Here is a 20143-nt window from a genome sequence, read left to right as displayed (position 1 = left end):
CACCATGATAAATACAATGAATTCCCGGAGTAGCCGGGATGCACGATCACATATGGCGCAGGAGACACTATCCATTTTGGAGAATGGATATTACACGAATATCAAACCAGTTCAAGTAAATATGACAAAAGAGATAGGAAATGCGGTCACAGGCTCGAAGTTATATACACCTTCTCAACTGGTAGCTGTAAAGCAAGAAACAGAGCAAAGAATAAAAAGTATATTGGGGCCTTCTTCCCGCATAGAAGAACAGACGATTATTGCAAAATTGGAAATTACGGGAGAAAGCACGTTACAGGCGGCATACAGACTCCAGGTAGAGGAGAAGCTGACCCACGTGGCGTGTTTGAATTTTGCATCAGCTAAAAACCCGGGAGGTGGATTTCTCGGAGGCAGCCAGGCTCAAGAAGAAAGCTTGGCTCGTTCGTCAGCATTATATCCTTGCATTTCACAAATGGAAGAGATGTATGGACATAATCGGAAGCTGCGGAGCTGTTTTTATTCAGATTATATGATTTATTCGCCTGAAGTTCCGGTATTTCGGGATGATCAGGGAACATTGTTGGAGAAGCCATATCAAGTCGACTTCCTGACCGCACCTGCTGTAAATGCTGGAGTTGTGCGAGAACGGGAGCCAGAGCAGGTGAATCGGATTGGGGAAGTGATGCTGGAGCGGATCCGTTACGTTTTTGGAATGGCTAAGCAAAACGGCGTAGAACATCTTGTGCTGGGAGCCTATGGTTGCGGAGTATTTCGCAATAAGCCAGAAGAGGTTGCCCTCTGGTTCAAGCAAGTGCTTGTAGATGAAGGATATGGTTTGCTGTTTGACCGGATTGTTTTTGCAGTGTTGGATCGCAAAGCAGACCAACATACTTTAAATAGCTTTAAAAATGTTCTTTCTTGAAGTGAAGGCAGTGCATAAAAACTGTTTTACTATAATATTTCATGAAAAAGGAAGGTGCTGAATGAATCCATCTTCGAATATAACCTGGCATGTGTCCGATATTGATAAGCAAGCGCGTCAGCTTTTGAATGGCCATAATAGTCCGGTGCTTTGGTTTACAGGGCTGTCTGGTTCGGGAAAATCAACGGTATCCTCCACACTTGAAAAAGCGTTATACGCACGAGGCATACACACGTTTATTTTGGATGGAGATAATGTTCGGCACGGTTTAAATCAGAATCTAGGTTTCCTGCCCGCTGACCGTAAAGAAAATATCCGCCGTATTGCTGAAGTTGCAAAGCTAATGGCACATGCGGGTGTTCTAACGATTTGCGCCACCATTTCCCCTTATCGTGAAGATCGTGAAATGGTAAAGGAGATTTTACAGCAGGAAGGTTGCTATGAGATTTATATACAGTGCAGCCTGGAGGAATGTGAGCGACGCGATCCAAAAGGAATGTACAAGAAAGCGCGTGCCGGAGAAATTCATCATTTTACGGGGGTTGATGCTCCCTATGAAGCACCGCTGGAACCTGATCTAATCGTATCTACTGAAGGTCGAGAGGTAATCCAGTCGGTTCAGGATATCTTGGATTTTCTTGATAGGAAGCAGCTGCTATTATGATTTTATGATGAATTCTACATGAATATTATCTGAAAGCCTCAATGGTAAAACTTCGAGAAGTGATCAAAGTAATCATTATAGAAAGTAAAAATGAAACATATATATTGGTGAATAAATACAGTACTGCATTTACGGCAAGCCTTATGGGGCTTGCTTTTTTATTTGTGATTTTAAACTAATTCTAAATCCTAGATTATAATAATTATAAAAAAGTATTGATTTTTGTTTGTGTACAATTTATAGTGAAAGGCACATAGTTAACCAATTCATTCAAGAGGTGATTTCAATCATGAGTAACCAACCAACGAACCTGACTACAAGCTGGGGCGCTCCTGTTGGAGATAATCAAAATTCGATCACAGCAGGCTCACGGGGTCCCACACTAATTCAGGATGTGCATCTGCTGGAGAAGCTGGCGCATTTTAACCGGGAGCGTGTGCCGGAACGTGTCGTTCATGCAAAAGGTGCAGGGGCGCACGGATATTTTGAAGTCACTAATGATTTGTCTGCATATACAAAAGCAAGCTTCTTGTCTGAAGTGGGCAAGCGTACACCGATGTTTATCCGTTTTTCTACTGTGGCGGGTGAGCTGGGCTCGTCCGATACTGTACGCGACCCACGTGGTTTTGCGGTGAAGTTTTATACAGAAGAAGGCAACTATGATCTCGTGGGCAATAATACACCTGTGTTTTTTATTCGGGATGCCATTAAATTTCCCGACTTTATTCATACGCAAAAACGTCATCCCCAAACCCATCTGAAAAACCCGAATGCAGTTTGGGATTTCTGGTCCTTATCTCCTGAATCGCTGCATCAGGTAAGTATCCTTATGTCTGACCGCGGTATTCCAGCTACACTTAGACATATGCATGGTTTCGGTAGTCACACGTTCAAGTGGGTCAACGCCGAAGGACAGGCAGTATGGGTGAAATATCATTTTAAAACAGAGCAAGGTGTGCAAAATCTTGATGTGGATTTGGCTGCGAAAATTGCCGGTGAAAATCCGGATTATCATACAGAAGATTTGTTTAATGCCATCAAAAAAGGTGATTTTCCGGCATGGAAACTTCATGTGCAGATTATGCCAGTAGAAGATGCAGATACGTATCGCTTTGATCCATTTGATGTGACAAAAGTATGGTCTCAAAAGGATTATCCGCTGATTGAGGTTGGGCGCATGGTGTTGAATCGCAATCCTGAGAACTACTTTGCTGAGGTAGAGCAGGCGACATTCTCTCCGGGTTCATTTGTTCCTGGAATTGAAGCATCCCCGGATAAAATGCTGCAAGGACGCCTGTTTGCCTACGGCGACGCACATCGCTACCGTGTAGGTGCAAATCATAACTCGTTGCCGATTAACCGTCCGCATGCGGAAGTACACAACTACCAACGTGATGGTGCATTACGCAGTGACAACAATGGCGGAGGATCTGTTTATTACGAGCCTAATAGTCTCGGTGGACCCAAAGAATCACCTGCGCACAAAATTGCTCCTTTTGAAGTGTCTGGCGAAGCGCAAAGTGTAGCCTACGATCATCATGATCACTACACACAGCCGGGCGACCTGTACCGCTTGCTCAGTGAAGAAGAGCGCGCACGTTTGGTCCGAAACATCGTAAATGCGATGAAGCCCGTAGAAAGTGATGAAATCAAACTGCGTCAGATCGGTCATTTTTATAAAGCTGATCCTGAATATGGACGTCGTGTAGCGGATGGTCTGGGCTTGACCGTTCCACAAGGCGAGTAAAAGGATTTTGCAAACTTCTAATCTGATAAACCCGTATGAATAAATAATAAAAGGATGTCCCAACACCACGTACATGGTGGATGGGACATCCTTTGTTTTTGAGAGCGATATAAATCAGGTGCTATTATATCCTCTGCAAGCGAGGTAAATAGATTACAAGAAACAGTGACCGTCCTAGTGCAAACACGATAAAGGACAGCCAAAGTCCGTGATTCCCATAATGGGGAACGCACCAGAAGAGAGCGATCAAAAAGCAGAGCAATGAGATCAGCATCGAATTACGGATCGGATACGTTACCGTCATCCCCGTAAACACACCGTAGAATACCAGTCCCAGCCCGGCTGCCAGCGGAAAGACCACAAGCCATCCATTATAAGGACCTGTAAGACTAATCACTGTGGCATTATCCGTAAATAGCGAGATAAGCGGCTCTTTCAGTGCGAAATATAATCCTCCCGTCACTACGCTGGTCACCAGTGTCCAGAACCAGGACAAGTGAATAACCCTTTGCAGCATTTTTCGATCCCCGGCACCCCGAGCCTGACCCGTCATAATGCTACTGGCGTTAGCGAACCCATCAAAAAAGTAAGCCATAATATAGTGGATCTGTAGCAAAATAGCGTTCGCCGCCAACTGATCGGTCCCAAAGCTCGCACTGCGCGCCGTAAACAGATTAAACATCGTCAGCAGACAGGCTGTACGAATCATAAGATCAAGGTTTGTTGCCATGACACTTTTCAACTCTGAGGCTCCAAACCAACCTCGCCAATTCATCTGTCCGCTTTGCTTCCATTCTCTCCAAATCAATGAGCGGAACACCAGAACTAGACCCAATATACATGCAAGAGCCTCCGCAATCAGAGTAGCGCTTGCTACACCAGTGACATTCCAATGCATGATCTGTGCAAATACAATAGCTAATACCATATTGATTACGTTCATTGAAATTTGCAAAAATAATGTAGCCTTCACACGGGATAATCCCATCAGCCAGCCAAGCAGCACATAGTTCACCAATGTAAGAGGGGCTCCCCAAATACGAATGTTAAAATAAATTGCTGCCTGCGCCGCTACATCCTGAGCCGGATGGATTAGCTGAAGAGAAGCTAGCAGAATTGGCTTTTGTAACACAATGAATACCGCACCAATGAGTAGAGCAATGGCCAGTGGGCGCATGAGAGCAGCTATGCTCTGGTCGTTATTTTGTGCCCCCGCGGCTTGTGCCGTGAAAGCTGATGTGCTGACTCGCAGGAAGCCAAACAGCCAATATAAAGTATTGAAAATAAGAGTGCCCACCGCTACACCGCCTAAATACGCGGAATGGCTCAAATGACCGATTACAGCTGTATCCACCGCACCGAGCAGCGGGGTTGTAATCGTCGAAATAATTAAAGGGATAGCTAAAGCAAGATAGGCTCGGTGGGAAGGCAACATGTTGAAAAAACCTCCAGTAATGATTGTGTATAGGGATGGCGATCCGAGTGAAATAATGATTCCTTGGGAAAGTGCTCAAGCACACTGCCTTCTTTCATGACCATGATTCGATCACTCATAAAGTGCACAGCCGCCAGATCATGTGAGATAAACAGATAAGCCAGTCCTAGTTCATCCTGCAAATCCTTGAGCAGATTTAAAACGGTGGCTTGTGTAGTCACATCCAAACTAGCCGTTGGCTCGTCCAATACGATAAAATCCGGCTCTGTGCTGATGGCACGTGCGATGGTTACACGCTGCTTTTCCCCACCGCTGAGCTGATGTGGAAACTTGTCCAGATAGCTGGCTGGAAGCTTTACCATATCAAGCAAATGTTCTGCTATATCCCGACGTTCTGAGGACATACCCGCCATAAAGGAAGGAACATAGTACTTAAGCTGGTCCAGTGGTTCCAGTAGGGATTGCAGGATGGTTAGTCTGGGGTTCAAAGCCGCAGATGGATGTTGAAAAACTGCACCCAGCCTGCTGCGAATCCGTTTTAATTCGCTCCGCTTTAATCCCCGGATAGACTGCCCATCCAGTCTAAGCTCACCTTGTTCAAATGGGTCCAATGTCAAAATACAGCGAGCGAGTGTGCTTTTCCCACTGCCGCTTTCCCCGACGATGCCCAGACATTCTCGGGGGGAGATCGTCAGAGCAACATCTTGCAGCACCGTTTTGCCTCCAGCGTAATCCTTCGTCAAACCGGAGACGGTCACGACAGGATTAGACGTGTCTTGCCGCTGAGCGCAGGCGGCTTGATTATTCATGTAAAGCGCTCCTTTCCATTGCGTTCTGTTCTTCAGTGCTGTTGTAAGGCAAACGTGCTGGAGCGCCCGGAGACAGCGGCGGAATAGCCGCCAGTAGACGACGAGTATACGGGTGGGCCGGATGATTCAGCACCGCTTGCGTTTCACCAGTTTCAACCAGTGAACCTTCGCACATCACTGCGATTCGATCTGCATACTTGCGTACATGACGCAGGTCGTGAGTTATCCACAAGACGGAAATACCCGTCTCCGTCCGGATTTGGTCAATGAGTTGGAGCACCCGATGAGCTGTGAGCGTATCCAGCGCTGTTGTAGGCTCGTCGGCAATAAGCAACTTCGGCTCTAGCAGTAGTGCAGCCGCAATAGCTGCCCGTTGCAATTGACCGCCGCTGAGCTGGAACGGATAGCTGCGGTACACACGCTCGGAGGGAAGCTGTACGCGCTCCAGCACCTCGATACAGCGCTGTTTGCGCGCCTTGCGATCTTGTTTGCCATGGGCGCGCATCAGCTCGTCCAGTTGGCTGCCTACACGCAGAAAGGGGGTGAAAGCCCCGTGGTAGTCTTGAAAAATGTAAGATATTTCACTACCAAGCAAAGAACGTCGTTGTTTAGCGGATAGGGCCAGCAAATTATTGTCCTTCCACGCAATGATTCCTTCCGCTGTAACAGAAGAGGGGAGAAGGCCGCCGATAGCGAACGCCGTCATGCTTTTGCCGCTACCGCTTTCGCCGGCTAGAGCACACCATTCCCCCGGACGAATGGCAAGCTCCAGTTGCTCTACAATCGTTTTTACATTTGTCCGAATCGTTAAGCCTTCAATAGTCAGCATGTACAGCTCACTCCTCTGTCCGGGTTTTAACATCATAACGGTCGCGCAGTTTGTCTCCCAATACGTTCGCCAGTAGCACTGTTAGCACGACAGCTATCCCTGGAACCAGCATCAGGTGGGGAGCCATTTGAAAATACGCTCGTCCTTCATTCAGCATCGTACCCCATTCAGGAATTGGCGGCTGTGGACCTAAGCCCAAAAAAGATAGGGAGGCAATCATTAAAATGATTTTGCCGATATCCAGCGTAGCCAGCACAAGAACATTCCCAATTGCATGGGGGAGAATATGCCGCATGACAATCCGCAGGGAGGAGGTGCCCGCCAGTATGGATAACGAAATGTAATCCTTTTGCTTTTCTGCCAGAACGGTACTACGCACCAGGCGTGCATAACCAACCCATTTTACCGCAGTCACCGCGAAAATAAGATTTACTAAGCCTGGTCCGAGCAAACCGCTCAGTACAATGGCAAAAATATAATCAGGTAATGTCATGAAGGCATCAACCACCCGTTTGAATACACGATCCATCCAGCCTCCAATAAATCCTGAAAGCAGACCAAGAGGGACCCCGACAACCAGCGAAACGGCCAAAATCAACAAACTGGTTCCTACAGTCGTCCGAAGTCCAGCTATGACTCTAGATAGTACATCTCTGCCCAAATGATCCGTTCCCAGCCAGTGCGTAGCGCTGATCGATTGTAGTCGATTCCCCATCTGGATACGATACGGATCTTGCGGAGCAAGCAACGGAACGACTGTAATTGCTGCAAGAATGAGCAGGATGGAGAGCGACACGATCCATGTTTTGGACAATCGTGTTCTAGTGAGCTGCCCGTTTCCCGCATGTACGGATTTTATCATGATAAACGTTTCTCCTTCAAAGCGATTTCAGGATTGACCCAACGGTAGGACAGCTCTACCAAAATATTGATACATACAATGAATGCAGCCATAAATACGGTATAGCCCTGAATAATGGGGTAATCCCTTGCAGCAATGGCATCCACAATCCATTTGCCCAGCCCCGGATAGGCAAATAGCACTTCAATCACGACAGTGCCTCCCAGTAGGCTGCCTATACTCTCACTGAATACCGTAATGAGTGGAACTAGACTGTGACGGAGCATGTGTCTGAAAAAAATGCGGATGGGGCTGATTCCACGGGCTTGCGCCGCTTTGATAAAGTCTTGCCCCGAGCTTTCAATCAGACTTGCGCGGATCATTCGTACATAAACGGCTGCCATTGCCAATCCCAAGGTAAGAGAAGGGAGTACCAAATGAAAAGCGGTTCCTTCACCCATAGACGGCAAAATGCGCAATTTAACTGCAAACCATTCGATAAACAAAAGCCCCATCCAAAAGCTGGGAATCGAGGAGCCGATTAAGGCAAACACACGACTGGCTCTGTCAATCCAACGGTTACGGTAGAGCGCTGCCATCGTTCCGAGCGGTAGAGCTATCAGCAGCATAATGAACAGGGAGCCTCCGGTCAACAGAAGTGTATAAGGCAGTTTTTCCATAAACTCTGTGAATACCGGACGATGGGTTAAATAAGATTGTCCAAAATCAAACTGAAGCAACTGAATCAACCACTTACCATATTGCACAGGCAATGATTGATCCAGCCCCAGTTGGCTGCGCATATCCATAATTTGCTGATTGGACACAGCTACATCATCGACTCGGAGAATGCTCTGGACGGGATCGCCTGGAACAAGCTTAAGCAGACAGAAGCTCACAAAGGAAAGAATAAGAAAGAACAAAACCAGTTCAAGAAACTTTTTGGCGATGGATTTGAACATGCTAATTCACATCCAGGTCCTGGGTCAGCAAGTAGTATTCACTTTGGCTAGTTACCCAGTTATGTACGTAATCGCGATAGGCCACTACGTTGTTAGGATGGACCAGAAAGGATTGCAGATTTTCTTGGTCAATCAGCGTGACAGCCTTCAGCGCCAGCTTGTTGCGTTCTTCCTCATTCACGGTTGTGTTCAGCTGTGAAATCATACCCGTGAGTTCTGGTACATGCACACGCCCATAATTCAGTGCTCCTTCAGGGATGTAAGCCGCATTCAGAAAATAGCTTGCATCGCCGCGCGGGGCTGTAATGCTACTATAAGTCGCTAAATCCCAATCCTGATGAGCGGCAAGATATTCGTCAATATTATCAACCTGACGGATATCAATCGTAATGCCAAGTTCTTTAGCGTTAGCCTGAATAAGCTGAGAGATGAGTGGAAGCTCCGCTCTCGACTGGTAAGTTAGCAATGTAAGATGAAGCGGCTTGCCGTCGGGGTTCGCAACTTTTCCGTTCTGTACTGTATATCCAGCTTGCTTGAAGCCTTCTCGGGCAGCATTCAAATCAAACTGTTTCGTAATATATTCCGGTGAAAAAGGAAAGTTGGGCAAGAACGGGCCTTGAGCAGGGGTTCCCTGACCAGACATGATACCACTGGCGATCTCATCCCGGTTAATCAGGTTATCAAATGCTTTACGTACAGCCGTCTTTTTCAGATCGTTATTGTTCATATTGTAAATAAGCTGATGTGTTCGCAAACTAGGAAGCGAGTCAACCTTAACGGTAGAATCAGCTTTCAATAGCTCCAGGCTTTCAATTGGCGGGCGATACACAATATCAGCAGTTTTGGCTTGAAAAGCAAGCTGACGTGCATTGGCGTCTTCGTTAAACATGAATTTGGCATGTTTCAACTTTACTTCACCGTTCCAATATTGTTCATTGCGATCTAAATTCAGTTCACTTCCAGCACGGAAGCTGGCAACCTTGAACGGTCCCGTCCCTGATGGGAAGCCATCTGTAGCTGTGGTGTCTATAATAGCGGTATTCGGATGAACCAGCTCAGACACAAATTCTGGGAAAGGCTTGTCTGTCGTAATGGTCAAAATCTGTCCATCCGCATGAATATCACGGATATGTAGCGCATTTTTGACCGATGGATTGAGCTTTAGCGCTCTTTCCAAAGAGGCTTTGACAGCAGCGGCATTGACGGCTTTACCGCTGTGGAAGTTCACACCTGGTCGGATGTTGAAGGTCCAGTGCTGTCCGTCCTTGCTGTCCCATTTCTCTGCAAGCCAAGCTTCCAGCTTGAGATCCTTGTTCACTTTGATCAGTGTTTCACTTACTCCAGCACGAACAGCTGTGTAATTTACATCTGAATGAGGATCTATAGAAGGGCTTTGCACGTTAAACAATAAGGTGACACTTTTATCTTGTGGTGCAGCAGATGGAGAGGGTGAAGCTGACGGAGATGAAGCACAGGCTGCCATCATCACCGCCATTACCGCAGGTATAAATAGTTTAAAATACGAACGCTTAAACAACAGGGAGTCCTCCTTAATAGTAATCGTAATTTTTACGCTTTAATTCATAAATCATATCGTAACCAAATGAAGGAGCTTTGTAAATATGTAATTGATGAATGTGTATGTAAATCCATATAAAAAAGGCTGCATAACCAATAGTGAGATGGTTAGCAGCCTTTAAGTATATTTAGATATGTTTAATTTGGAATGGCAAAAATTTTATGAATTAATGCATGGGTGCTTTGGCAGTGCCATGTTCAACATGAACTCTGCGGATGAAAAACGCAAGGATCAACCCGATCACACTGATGATCATCGCAAAGAAAAATGAATTTTGTGATCCGATTGCCATGGCATTGGCCATTTCATTTACGGATTCAGGCATACTGGATTGGCTCAAATAGCTGTCCATGCCTTTCGAGAGAATGCTTACCGCTACGGCTGTACCGATAGCACCAGCAACTTGTTGGAGCGTGCTCATAATGGCCGTTCCGTCTGGGTATAGATCCATAGGGAGCTGGTTAAGTCCATTTGTCTGAGCTGGCATCATAATCATGGAAATGCCGATCATCAAGCAACTATGAAGCACAATAATGAGTACGAGAGTTGAAGTTGTTGTAATGCCGGACATGAAAAACAAAACAGCGGCCACAATCACAAGGCCTGGAATAACAAGCCATTTGGGACCAAACTTATCGAATAGGGAGCCCATAATGGGAGACAAGAGACCGTTGATAATCCCACCAGGCAGAAGTACCAAACCTGCTGTTAGAGCAGACAGAGCCAGCCCTTTTTGCAAAAAGAGTGGAAGAATCAGCATCGTAGAAAGGATCGTCATCATACATAAGAACACCATAATAACGCCGATCACGAACATAGGATATTTAAACACACGCAAGTTCAACATAGGCTGCTTCATCTTCAACTGACGTACAGAGAACAGTATCAACGATACCAGACCGACAATCACAGGAAGCAGAACCATCAGGCTAGCCCAACCTTCGCCACCTTCTCCAGATTTACTGAAACCAAACACAACACCGCCGAAGCCAATGGAAGACAGGAGGATAGATAAAAGATCAATTTTAGGCTTGGTCGTTTTTGAAACGTTTTGCATAAATAAAATACCGCAAATCAGCGAGAGAACCAAGAACGGAAGAGAAATCCAGAAGATCCAGTGCCAAGACAGATTTTGCAGTACCAGTCCTGCAATGGTAGGTCCCACCGCAGGTGCAAACATAATGACCAATCCGATGATCCCCATAGCCGCGCCTCTCTTTTCAGCCGGGAAAATGATCAAGATGGTGTTAAACATCAACGGCAATAACAGCGCTGTACCAATGGCCTGAAGAATACGAGCGATCAATAGCACTGAAAAAGTAGGTGAAAGTGCAGCAACGAGGCAACCAGCTATTGAGAACAGCAACGACGTAACAAACAGCTGTCTTGTCGTAAAGGTTTGAATCAGCAATCCCGATACAGGTACTAAAATACCGAGTGTCAGCAGATAAGCGGTAGTCAGCCATTGGGCTGTTGCAGTTGTAATATGCAAAATCTGCATCAAATCATTCAGTGCAATGTTAAGTGCCGTTTCACTGAACATTCCAATAAAGCCACTAAGGAGCAGGGCAATCATAATAGGTAGCACCTTGAACGTTTTGGGTTCAGAGGGTGAACTTGTTTGACTCTTTGTACTCATGTTGTTTTTGTTCCTCCAATAAATTAATGGGTATTGAATTATAACGATCGGTCTATATATAATAAACATGTTGTTATTTTTTTGTCAAAGTATAAGTTATAACTACTATATAATGAAGGATGCTGTATATGGCTGCTAAACCCGAATCATACGAGAATATCGTACAAACCGCATCGAAGCTCTTTTTTCATCAGGGATATCACGCGACCGGACTGAATCAGATTCTTGCGGAGAGTGGATCACCGAAGGGCTCACTTTATTATTATTTTCCGCGTGGTAAAGAAGAATTGGCTTTGGAGTGCATAAAAAGAGGGAATGAGTTTATAAAGCAAAAATTAAAACAGACACTGGACGGGAATGATAATCCAGTATTAGCCATTCAGGATTTTATTCGTAATACAGCTGAGGAGGCAGACCGTACCGGCTTTAACGACTTCATGCCGATTGGTTTCTGGGCTGCTGCGGAAACTTCCTGTATTAGTGAATCGCTACGTCATGCCTGTGTGAATACGTTTACAGATTGGCAGCACATCTATATGGAGCGCCTTCAGGATTCGGGCTGGGAAGAGGAAAAGGCACACAGTCTGGCGGTACTTATCATTTCGATGCTCGAAGGTGCATTGATTTTGGCCGTTACGCAACAGAGCAGTGCTCCTATTTATAATATCGTGGATTACATTCCACAGTTGGTCAAATAATCCTGTCTCTTCGATTTTCAATCTCTCCTAATGAGCTCCAACAAGCAACTTTAGAGAGCCGATGTTCTCGTTTTTGAGAACTCGGCTTTTTTGTGGTTTTGAGACGTAATTTTACTCACATTACCAGCACCAAATGATGAAAAGTATGGTAAAATAGAATGAATTTGATTTTGATTTTGCACGAAGGAAGGGTGATAGCAAGTGGCAAAAGCGAAGGTACCCAAACGGCCTACTCGGGATGAATTTGTACTGGAGGAAATCGGGAATCAGCTTGTAGAAGCACAACGAGAGCAATCCGAAGTTGTATTGACCGTATGGGGACGCGAAGAAACAACCCGTGGACAAATTGTTAAAATGGACCCGAGAACAGGAAAGGTTCATGTAGAGAGTAATGGAGAAACGGATAAAGTTCCTTTTATGGATATTATGAGTGTAAATTACCCGAGAGATTAGTTGTTGTGATTACATAAATATAGCAGATAGGGAAGAAAAGAATGACAAAGTTAGAGTCTCCCTTACTGCGTGGGAAAGTAACAATTTACAATTCGCGTATACAAAAACAACCGAGTGGTTTAGCGCCATCGGTTGTTTTTGTATACTGCTGCATGAGTGGGAAGAGAAAGCAACGTTATTGTGTTGGCACTTTCCCTTGCACATGCTTATGTAGCTTTTATCGGGCTGGTATGACTGGCACGTGCTTCGGCTTTCTTAAGCACCTTACGATCAAAAATGAAGGGACCAAACGGCAACAGCGAGGCAATCAAGGCTGCAAGACCTTGTAGTAGCGTTATTTTTCGCAGAATCAGCATGACCACAGTCGCTAGAACATAGGCCACGAACAGTACCCCATGGATCATACCCACCCAGCTTACCATTTGTGGCATTCCAGCTGCGTATTTAAGTGGCATAGCGATACACACAAGCAGCAGATATGAAATCGCTTCAATATTACCAATAACACCAAACATCTTAAAGGCATTTTTGAACATAATACACCTCCTTCTCCTATTGCTTAAAATTTAATATATCCTATAATGCAATGTTATTAAACGGTAGAAAGTTACGATATATCGAATATTTATAGCTGAATCCAAAGGTTATGTCAGAGCTTTCACATGATTGAAGTATCTCCCGCCAATGCTTCATTTCGCTGATTCCAACGTCCCACAGCTTAGCGTCCCCGGAAACGATAATCGTAATTTCGTTTAAATTGTTGAAACAAACAATGGGGCTTAGAAAGATGGCTTGGAGTAAGAAAAAACACTAAGCTGGTGTAGTTCGAAGGCTTAGAATATATTGTTTGCGCGACCCCTATCTGTAAAAAAGCTAGTGTGAAGCCTAAACATTTTGTATGGAAATTCCGATAACAGTTAAATGAATGTCTGTTCATTATAGTGTTAATTTTAAAAGCTGGATTGCAGCAGAAGGGTTTGTAAGCTTGACTTATTAGTTTTGACAAATAAAATTTCCATACTGGTATCAAGGAGAGCTTAGATCATGAATAAAAAACGTTTGCGTCAATGGATGGCTCCGTTCGCAACGGCTACACTGATTTTGAATACGGGATATGGCATTTTGGCACCCGATGCAGTGGCTAGCGCGTTGTCGATTGAAAGGCATAACTCAAATCTGACAGGCCTGAATACAGCACAGTTACATACCAAATTAGCAACCGCTCAAGGCCGTCATGTACCTGTTACTTCAGGCACGAAAGTGACTACGTTAACAAAAGGCTACGGTCAGAACACCTATCTTAACCAAATGCTAAAAGTAATGTCGAGCCAAATGGTTACTGCGAATATCGCGCCGGCAGAGATAAGCAATCTGACAGCGATTCCTACAGAAACAACAAAAGTAAATTTGTTCTGGACCAATCCGTCGGACATTAATTTTGACCACATAAAAGTGGTAAATGTCACTAACGATGTATATGTAGATAACATTCGAAGTAACTCTTATATGATGAGCGGTTTACAGCCGAACACGACATATACCTTTCGCGTGAAAACGGTGAATAAGAGTGGAGATGAATCTCTAGGTACGACAATACAGGCTAAAACGGCTTCCGTTGATGGTCCTGTGGATAAGACACCTCCAGGAGAGGTAAGCGGGCTGACAGCTACGAATGTAGGATATAACGCTTTTACCGTAAATTACATATTGCCTAAGGATGCTGACCTGAGCCAAGCGATCATCTATTTAAATGGTAAGGAAGTGCAGCGAACTACAGGGACGTCCTATTCATTCAGTGGATTGATTGCTTCCACAAACTATACAGTACTGGTCAAGACTATTGACAAATCCGGCAACATATCTGGAGGAATCAGTATTCCGGTTACGACCTCAGCGCTCACCGTTGATACAGTGCCCGAAGTGACAGGAGCTTCAGTAACATCAGTTAATAACTATAGCGTTACTGTTTCCTGGACAAGACCTAGCGGAATTAATACGGTCAGTCTGTATAAGGATGGGCAACTGGTAACTGATTCAACAGGATCATCCTATACATTCAACAATCTTTCGGCAAGCCAGACCTACACGTTCACGATTAGGTCCAAGCGAAGCACAGGTGCATTGTCCTCTGGTGTGAGACTGACTGCCACAACGGACAGTACGTCCTCCAATTCGTCAGAAGTGTCCAATCTTGAAGTAGATAGTAAGAGCGACACCTGGATCAAAATCACCTACGATATGCCGAGTAAAGCCGACAAGGTAAAGATATATGTTGATGGTGATTATGAGGGAACTACAAGCTCTGAGTCCTATAAAATCACGGATTTGCGAGAAGGACGCTGGTATGAGATTAAGGTCGTGACAGTCAATAGTAATGGAAGAGAATCTAGCGGTGTAAAGATATCAGAACGCACGGATTCGGATGGTTACTATTCTTCTTCTTCTTCTTCTTCATCTAGTTCATCGAATTATGAGAAAGCGAGAGATTTGATGCGAATTGCAGAAAACAGTCTGAATGCCTCGGACTGGCGTTCTGCCAGAGATGCAATCAGTGATCTGCCGAGCGGAACCCGTAAAAGCGATTTGCTGGATCGGTTAGAAGCTATTCGCAATAGAGCGATTGGTACTAGTAGTTCATCATCCGGGACGAGTTCTACTACAACAACAACTTCTGGTACAACGTCCTCATACCCTAACAATGCGGTTTCCTCATATTCAACTTCGTTCACCCTGACACCAGGAGCTAAATCAGCTTATGTCGATGGTCGTGCTACGACGATGGCTCAGGCTCCGCGAATCATAAATGGGGCGACGATGGTTCCGCTGCGCTTTATCAGTGAACGGATAGGTTACGAGGTGAATTATGAAAAGGCGACCAAAAAGATCATTCTGACTCGACCTACAGACGGCAAACAAGTAGTGCTTCAAGTCAAGAATTCTACCCTTGCTGTGTATGAGTTAAACAACTCCCGGAGTTATTCGACGAATATCACAGCTCCGGTTATTGTTAACGGCTACACGCTGGTTCCATTACGAGTGATTAGCGAGCTTTCGGGGTATCAGGTGAACTATAATACTGCATCCAAACAAATTACGATTACAAAATAAATACTTCTACACAAAAAGGGTTCTAGAGTTTTCACTTTAGAATCCTTTTTGTGTATTAGGAAGTGCATGTAGAACAATGACAATCTGTTACTCTGTAAACAAGTTATCTTGATTGAAAAGAATATCGAGTTGCTTAAGCTCGTCACTTGTTAGTCGAACACCCAGAGTTTGAAGATTGGACTCGATTTGATCAGGCTTGGTTGCACCTGGAATAATTAGATCAACGGCTGGACGCGTTAATAGCCAAGCTAGCGCCTTTTGCAAGGGCAGTTCTAATTAATTGTCGGCTTAGAGTATCATCGACTTTTGGATACATCATTGAATTACCTACCACACCTGCTCCAAAACCAAGTTTAAATGCTTTTAATCCTGTTTTTCCTATTGCTATTGTATTGTTCATGTTTATAAGCTCCCTTTTGTATGATGTGGAATCCTTGGAGGGACTCTAATGCACATCTTACAACCTGGTGTAAACACTAGGTCAAGCAGAAAAATCCAATTTTAAAATAGATTAAGTTTGGGTCTTAAGTGGCAAAAAGTTATGACCAAATTTTTGCCCGGTTTGTAGTTTCAATTCAATCATATCCTTAATTTCCTGAAGTTCTTGCAGCTACTGATCTATCTTTTTTTTTTTGGTAATCGTAAAGCCTATCATACCATTCATTATTTGATATGTTGCTCTCATCTAATTGAAGCTGGATAATAGGTTTTAACTCCTTCACCGACATTGGTTGTGTCAGGAGTGTCTTCATTCCGATGCAAAATGATAAAACGCTACTGATATATAAATGTCAGTAGCGTTTTATATCGTTTAAGCATAGAACAAGGAAGAGGCGTATGCCTGATGAAATCGAACTAACCTAGATAGTAGATGATCTTTTTTTAAAAATTTGACGATCATATCGGTAATGACCTGAGTGGAATTTTAATACTTACCTGTCCGCCGCCTGTCTGGGTGGAGTTGGTGATGATCAGCTTTCCGCCATGTAGATTGACAATGGATTTTGTTATATACAGACCCATACCGTAATGTCCATTTATTCTTCTGGACGAGTCACCCATATAGAACTGCTCGGCGGCCTGTTTGAGGCCTTCTGGAGAGAAGCCTGGGCCTTCGTCTAAGATGCTGAACCGAATGCAGTCTTCCACAGACTCTACGGTCAGCTGGATCTCGCTATATTCAGGCGCCTGATCTACAGCATTAGAAGCAACATTCATAATGGCTCGCTCAAGTAGAACTGGGTCTGCATACAGCGTCTTAGGGAGGTTATATGCAGCGAATGCTACAGATATTTTTTTGACAGCAGCCAAGGCTATTATCTGATCTTTCACTTTCGTTAAATAGAAGTCAGCATCCATCGTTTCCGCCCGCAGGGTGACAAGCGTTTCCGCTTTTGAAATTTCAATAAGAGTCTTAATATACTGCTCCATCTGCCTGGTGCTTTCCGATATATAATCCGTATAGTTCTTTTGTTCTTCGGACTGATCGGTCTCGGACAGCAGCTCTACGTTTCCACGAACGATAGTGAGTGGTGTTTTGACATCGTGTGCCAGGGCGGATATTTGCTCGCGACGTGATCTTTCCAGATTCCACTGTTTGTGAAGCGAAGTCTTTAACGTTTCTTTCATTTTATCCATGGAATGCAGCACCTGATCGATCTCCATCACGCCACTGAATTCGATTGAGAAGTCCAGATCCTGTGCTTGAATTTGCTTGGTGGCCTGCTGCAACCCACTCATCTTACGTGCCAGCTTTCGTCCGAAGGAGGAAGCCAGCAAGGCACCTCCCCCCAGAAAGGCGATACAGAACACGGCAAAAAAGGACAATTCCGCGTTCGGCAGGTATTGACGCAGGATAGGAAGTTCAAACTGAGCCGAGACAGAATAGCGCATCACAGTAACTTTATCATTATGTGAGACTTTTACATAGTTATAGGGAAATTGATAAGCAGTATCGTTCTGCTGCGTAACACTCCAAGCAGTTTGAGCCTGCTTTTCAGAAAGGTTTCCCTCATTGAGGCGGCCTTCCGAAGTGAATGATGCGTATTTATACAGTTTCTGCCGAGAATCCGGCTGTAGGGTCTTGCCAGCTTCAATGATTGTCTTGTCCTCCCGCACCTGATTCTCAGCATAGTTCGCGGGGAGAATGGTCCCACAAGACATCAGGACATAGAAGATGAGAACCAGGAACAGAGCGAGCGCAATCGTCCCGATACAGAACATAACTAAATAACCCAGAAAAATGGTTCGTAGTTTGGTTGTCTTGCATGTTTGCTGTACTTTGGTTACTTCCATCGGTACCCGATCCCCCAAACCGTCTCCACTGGCGAAACCTCTACTTTGCCAAGCTTGGCTCGGATATTTTTAATATGCTCCACGATGGTGGCGGAATCGCTGTCCCCATCCAAGCCGAAGACAGCTTCGTAAATCTGCTCTTTAGGGAACACCTGTCCCCAGTTCAGGGCTAGAAACTTACATATCTCATATTCGCTTTTGGTAAACGGGACTACAACATTCTGAACGGTGATTTCCTTGCCGGACAGATTGAAATGAACTTCCCCGATGCAGAATACATTACGCCGTTCACGATTCTCCCGTCTGAGATGGGCGTTGATTCTTGCACGCAACTCTCCAGCACCAAACGGCTTGACAATATAATCGTCCGCCCCTTCCCCAAGCCCTAACATCACATCGTTCTCCATGGATTTTGCGGTGAGGAACAGGATCGGGCAGTCTATTTTGCTGCGAATTTCCCGACAGAGTGTGAACCCGTCCATGGTAGGCATCATCACGTCAAGCAGGATGAGGTCAAAGGCTCCAAGCTGCATGGTGAGAACCTGTGGGGAGTCGGAGACCACCGTGACAACATGGCCATCTTTCTGCAAAATATTTTGAAGGAGTGCCAAAACGGCGGGTTCATCATCAACGGCCAACAAGTTTGCCATGCTTAATTCACTTCCCTTGCTTTCTTTACTCTAGTCTTTATTCCGACGAATTGTGTCCTTCCCAACGACAAATCCATAATCCTAATAATACCATGATGACTACGGTCCCTACTACGCAATATCTGACTCCCGAATCAAGCCGTATAGCTTCAGGAATAGATACTGCTGAGTTTATACCGTATTGCACCCAGATCGTGATGAACCGGGCAGCCCAAGCAGAAGGGATGAATATCCAATTATGATCCCCCAGCCCTGTAAGAAGCAAAGCGGACAATAGACTCTCCATAATGCCTAGACCGATGGAAGCTCCCTTGCCGAACCGCAAACTAATGAAAAAATGCAGAAAATAGAGGAATACACTGGACATAAACAGAATGCAGGCAGCCAACACATAAAACTTCAAGCCATACGGTGACTCTCTCATAAGATATATATAGCCAGCCCCAAAGCCACCGGAGGCAAGCAGCACACTGCCAAATCCCAAGATCAGGAGCAGGCTGAGCTTGCTCAGGAAAGGTAGCAGCTTCACTGGCGAGATCAATAGCTGCTGGAAATTGCCAGCGACTGCCTCCTGCTCAACAGCAATGGAGCAGACAATACCAATCATGGTAGGTAGAACTACGGCCAAGACCTGCAAATAGCCGTCCACCTTTGAAATCGGTGAATATGGAGTAAAGGAATAGTAGGCTAGAAAGATTGCTATGCCTAAAAGCGGCACAAACAGCTGCACAAGCAGTAAGGGCTGCCTTCTAAGTTTAAGCACATCGGATTTCAGATAGCGGAAAAAAGAAATCATCTTATTTAGCCTCCCGCTTGCGGAAGGACATCGCCGTCAGTATCGACAGAATTATAAACAGGCAGATTGTGATCACTAGGCCGGGCACAATCACGCCTTTATCCAAAAGCGGATCTCCTGAAGGAACGGTAAGCCCATTAGGTAGCACTTTAATGACGGCGCACATTAATCGGGCTGGAATAGCATAAGGGACCGCCCACCACACAGAGGACGTAGCGAACAAAACGGTGCAAGATACGTTGCCCAGCATGTTAATAATTAGAGTGGCAAACATGCCTATTCGGTCCGTCAGGAACAGGCAAAGTGGAACTTGCCACAAAAAGGTGATGAAGAGGATTAGAGTTGCAGCAACGCTTCCTGCTAGTGTCACGGAAGTTGAGAATACGAATCCGCCAAGAGTTATCCCTATAAATAGGACAATAAAGGAAACCATTAAGAGTCTTACGCAAACCCCGATTTTACCGTACCATACCTGAGCCAAATCTACAGCCATGCCGAGGACAGCACGGTATTTCAGCTTCTTGCCATCCTTTTGGATCACTCCTGAGCACATTAAGGTGAGGGCACCTGGCAGCAGCATGAAATACCACCAATTGTAGCTGGCGCTTTGGAGCATACGTCCCCCCATGAGTACGGTACACAGAAGAAGAGTAGCGATGGGGGCAAGCCAGACCAACTTTTTTGTGAAGGTGCGCTTTAATTTTAGATGTTCGGCGGCTATATATTGCTGCATC

General features: G+C 45.1%; 19 protein-coding genes and 1 pseudogene. 6 read left to right on the top strand and 14 right to left on the bottom strand.

What is annotated here, in order from left to right; all coding sequences use genetic code 11:
- Positions 1-4: 4 nt before the first annotated feature.
- From MHI21_RS13585 to katA, 3 genes are all read left to right on the top strand, one after another.
- Complete coding sequence (locus MHI21_RS13585) at positions 5-904, top strand: TIGR02452 family protein (protein ID WP_342418363.1); 900 nt, start codon at positions 5-7, stop codon at positions 902-904.
- A gap of 61 nt (positions 905-965) precedes the next feature.
- Positions 966-1568 (top strand): adenylyl-sulfate kinase, encoded by a 603-nt coding sequence (gene cysC, locus MHI21_RS13580; RefSeq protein WP_254325560.1) that lies wholly within the window; start codon positions 966-968, stop codon positions 1566-1568.
- Between the two features lie 289 nt (positions 1569-1857).
- Complete coding sequence (gene katA, locus MHI21_RS13575) at positions 1858-3315, top strand: catalase KatA (protein WP_341161326.1); 1458 nt, start codon at positions 1858-1860, stop codon at positions 3313-3315.
- A 124-nt stretch (positions 3316-3439) separates the two neighbouring features.
- Here the strand turns inward: katA and MHI21_RS13570 are convergent, their stop codons facing one another.
- From MHI21_RS13570 to MHI21_RS13540, 7 genes are all read right to left on the bottom strand, one after another.
- Positions 3440-4750 carry an MATE family efflux transporter gene (locus tag MHI21_RS13570; protein ID WP_342418362.1) on the bottom strand — a complete coding sequence of 437 codons (1311 nt, stop codon included), beginning with the start codon at positions 4748-4750 and terminating at the stop codon, positions 3440-3442.
- Complete coding sequence (locus MHI21_RS13565) at positions 4717-5559, bottom strand: ATP-binding cassette domain-containing protein (RefSeq protein ID WP_342418361.1); 843 nt, start codon at positions 5557-5559, stop codon at positions 4717-4719. The genes MHI21_RS13570 and MHI21_RS13565 overlap by 34 nt, the downstream gene beginning before the upstream one ends.
- The gene (locus tag MHI21_RS13560; RefSeq protein ID WP_342418360.1) at positions 5552-6388 is read right to left on the bottom strand and encodes an ABC transporter ATP-binding protein; all 837 of its coding nucleotides are present in this window, start codon (positions 6386-6388) and stop codon (positions 5552-5554) included. The genes MHI21_RS13565 and MHI21_RS13560 overlap by 8 nt, the downstream gene beginning before the upstream one ends.
- 7 nt (positions 6389-6395) lie before the next feature.
- Entirely contained in the window at positions 6396-7250 is an 855-nt protein-coding gene (gene nikC, locus MHI21_RS13555) for a nickel transporter permease (protein WP_322172267.1), read from the bottom strand.
- A complete protein-coding gene (gene nikB, locus MHI21_RS13550) occupies positions 7247-8191 on the bottom strand; it encodes a nickel ABC transporter permease (RefSeq protein WP_342418359.1) in 945 nt (314 codons plus the stop codon). The genes nikC and nikB overlap by 4 nt, the downstream gene beginning before the upstream one ends.
- Position 8192: 1 nt before the next feature.
- Complete coding sequence (nikA, locus tag MHI21_RS13545) at positions 8193-9728, bottom strand: nickel ABC transporter substrate-binding protein (RefSeq protein WP_342418358.1); 1536 nt, start codon at positions 9726-9728, stop codon at positions 8193-8195.
- A gap of 208 nt (positions 9729-9936) precedes the next feature.
- On the bottom strand, positions 9937-11409 hold the full coding sequence (locus MHI21_RS13540; RefSeq protein ID WP_165176875.1) for a DHA2 family efflux MFS transporter permease subunit: 1473 nt from the start codon (positions 11407-11409) through the stop codon (positions 9937-9939).
- Between the two features lie 128 nt (positions 11410-11537).
- Between MHI21_RS13540 and MHI21_RS13535 the strand changes: the two genes are divergently transcribed.
- Together MHI21_RS13535 and MHI21_RS13530 are read left to right on the top strand one after the other, a co-directional pair.
- Positions 11538-12107, top strand: a complete 570-nt coding sequence (locus tag MHI21_RS13535; protein WP_165176873.1) for a TetR/AcrR family transcriptional regulator — start codon at positions 11538-11540, stop codon at positions 12105-12107.
- A 201-nt stretch (positions 12108-12308) separates the two neighbouring features.
- On the top strand, positions 12309-12560 hold the full coding sequence (locus MHI21_RS13530) for a YolD-like family protein (RefSeq protein WP_061828313.1): 252 nt from the start codon (positions 12309-12311) through the stop codon (positions 12558-12560).
- 206 nt (positions 12561-12766) lie between these two features.
- Here the strand turns inward: MHI21_RS13530 and MHI21_RS13525 are convergent, their stop codons facing one another.
- Positions 12767-13096: a DUF3817 domain-containing protein gene (locus tag MHI21_RS13525; protein WP_341161331.1), complete on the bottom strand. Its 330-nt coding sequence runs from the start codon at positions 13094-13096 to the stop codon at positions 12767-12769.
- 508 nt (positions 13097-13604) lie between these two features.
- Here MHI21_RS13525 and MHI21_RS13520 point away from each other — a divergent pair.
- Positions 13605-15668 carry a fibronectin type III domain-containing protein gene (locus MHI21_RS13520; protein WP_342418357.1) on the top strand — a complete coding sequence of 688 codons (2064 nt, stop codon included), beginning with the start codon at positions 13605-13607 and terminating at the stop codon, positions 15666-15668.
- Positions 15669-15755: 87 nt separating this feature from the next.
- Here MHI21_RS13520 and MHI21_RS13515 read toward each other — a convergent pair.
- From MHI21_RS13515 to MHI21_RS13490, 6 genes and pseudogenes are all read right to left on the bottom strand, one after another.
- Positions 15756-15923: pseudogene (locus MHI21_RS13515) on the bottom strand (aldo/keto reductase); the annotation flags it as partial.
- On the bottom strand, positions 15889-16068 hold the full coding sequence (locus tag MHI21_RS13510; protein ID WP_254325710.1) for a hypothetical protein: 180 nt from the start codon (positions 16066-16068) through the stop codon (positions 15889-15891). The gene MHI21_RS13510 and the pseudogene MHI21_RS13515, both read right to left, overlap by 35 nt.
- Positions 16069-16565: 497 nt before the next feature.
- Positions 16566-17963: a HAMP domain-containing sensor histidine kinase gene (locus MHI21_RS13505; protein ID WP_341161333.1), complete on the bottom strand. Its 1398-nt coding sequence runs from the start codon at positions 17961-17963 to the stop codon at positions 16566-16568.
- Positions 17954-18613, bottom strand: coding sequence for a response regulator transcription factor (locus MHI21_RS13500; protein ID WP_068938789.1), 660 nt, complete (start codon positions 18611-18613; stop codon positions 17954-17956). Before MHI21_RS13500 ends, MHI21_RS13505 begins: the two co-directional genes overlap by 10 nt.
- Before the next feature lie 37 nt (positions 18614-18650).
- On the bottom strand, positions 18651-19409 hold the full coding sequence (locus tag MHI21_RS13495) for a lantibiotic immunity ABC transporter MutG family permease subunit (protein WP_342418356.1): 759 nt from the start codon (positions 19407-19409) through the stop codon (positions 18651-18653).
- A 1-nt stretch (position 19410) separates the two neighbouring features.
- Positions 19411-20142 carry a lantibiotic immunity ABC transporter MutE/EpiE family permease subunit gene (locus MHI21_RS13490; RefSeq protein ID WP_342418355.1) on the bottom strand — a complete coding sequence of 244 codons (732 nt, stop codon included), beginning with the start codon at positions 20140-20142 and terminating at the stop codon, positions 19411-19413.
- Between the last annotated feature and the right edge of the window lies 1 nt (position 20143).

Source organism: Paenibacillus sp. FSL H8-0168 (assembly GCF_038592955.1).
In the GTDB taxonomy this organism is placed as follows: Bacteria; Bacillota; Bacilli; order Paenibacillales; family Paenibacillaceae; genus Paenibacillus; species Paenibacillus polymyxa_B.
Note: the sequence above shows the minus strand (reverse complement) of the source record. Positions and strands in the feature narration are given on the sequence as shown.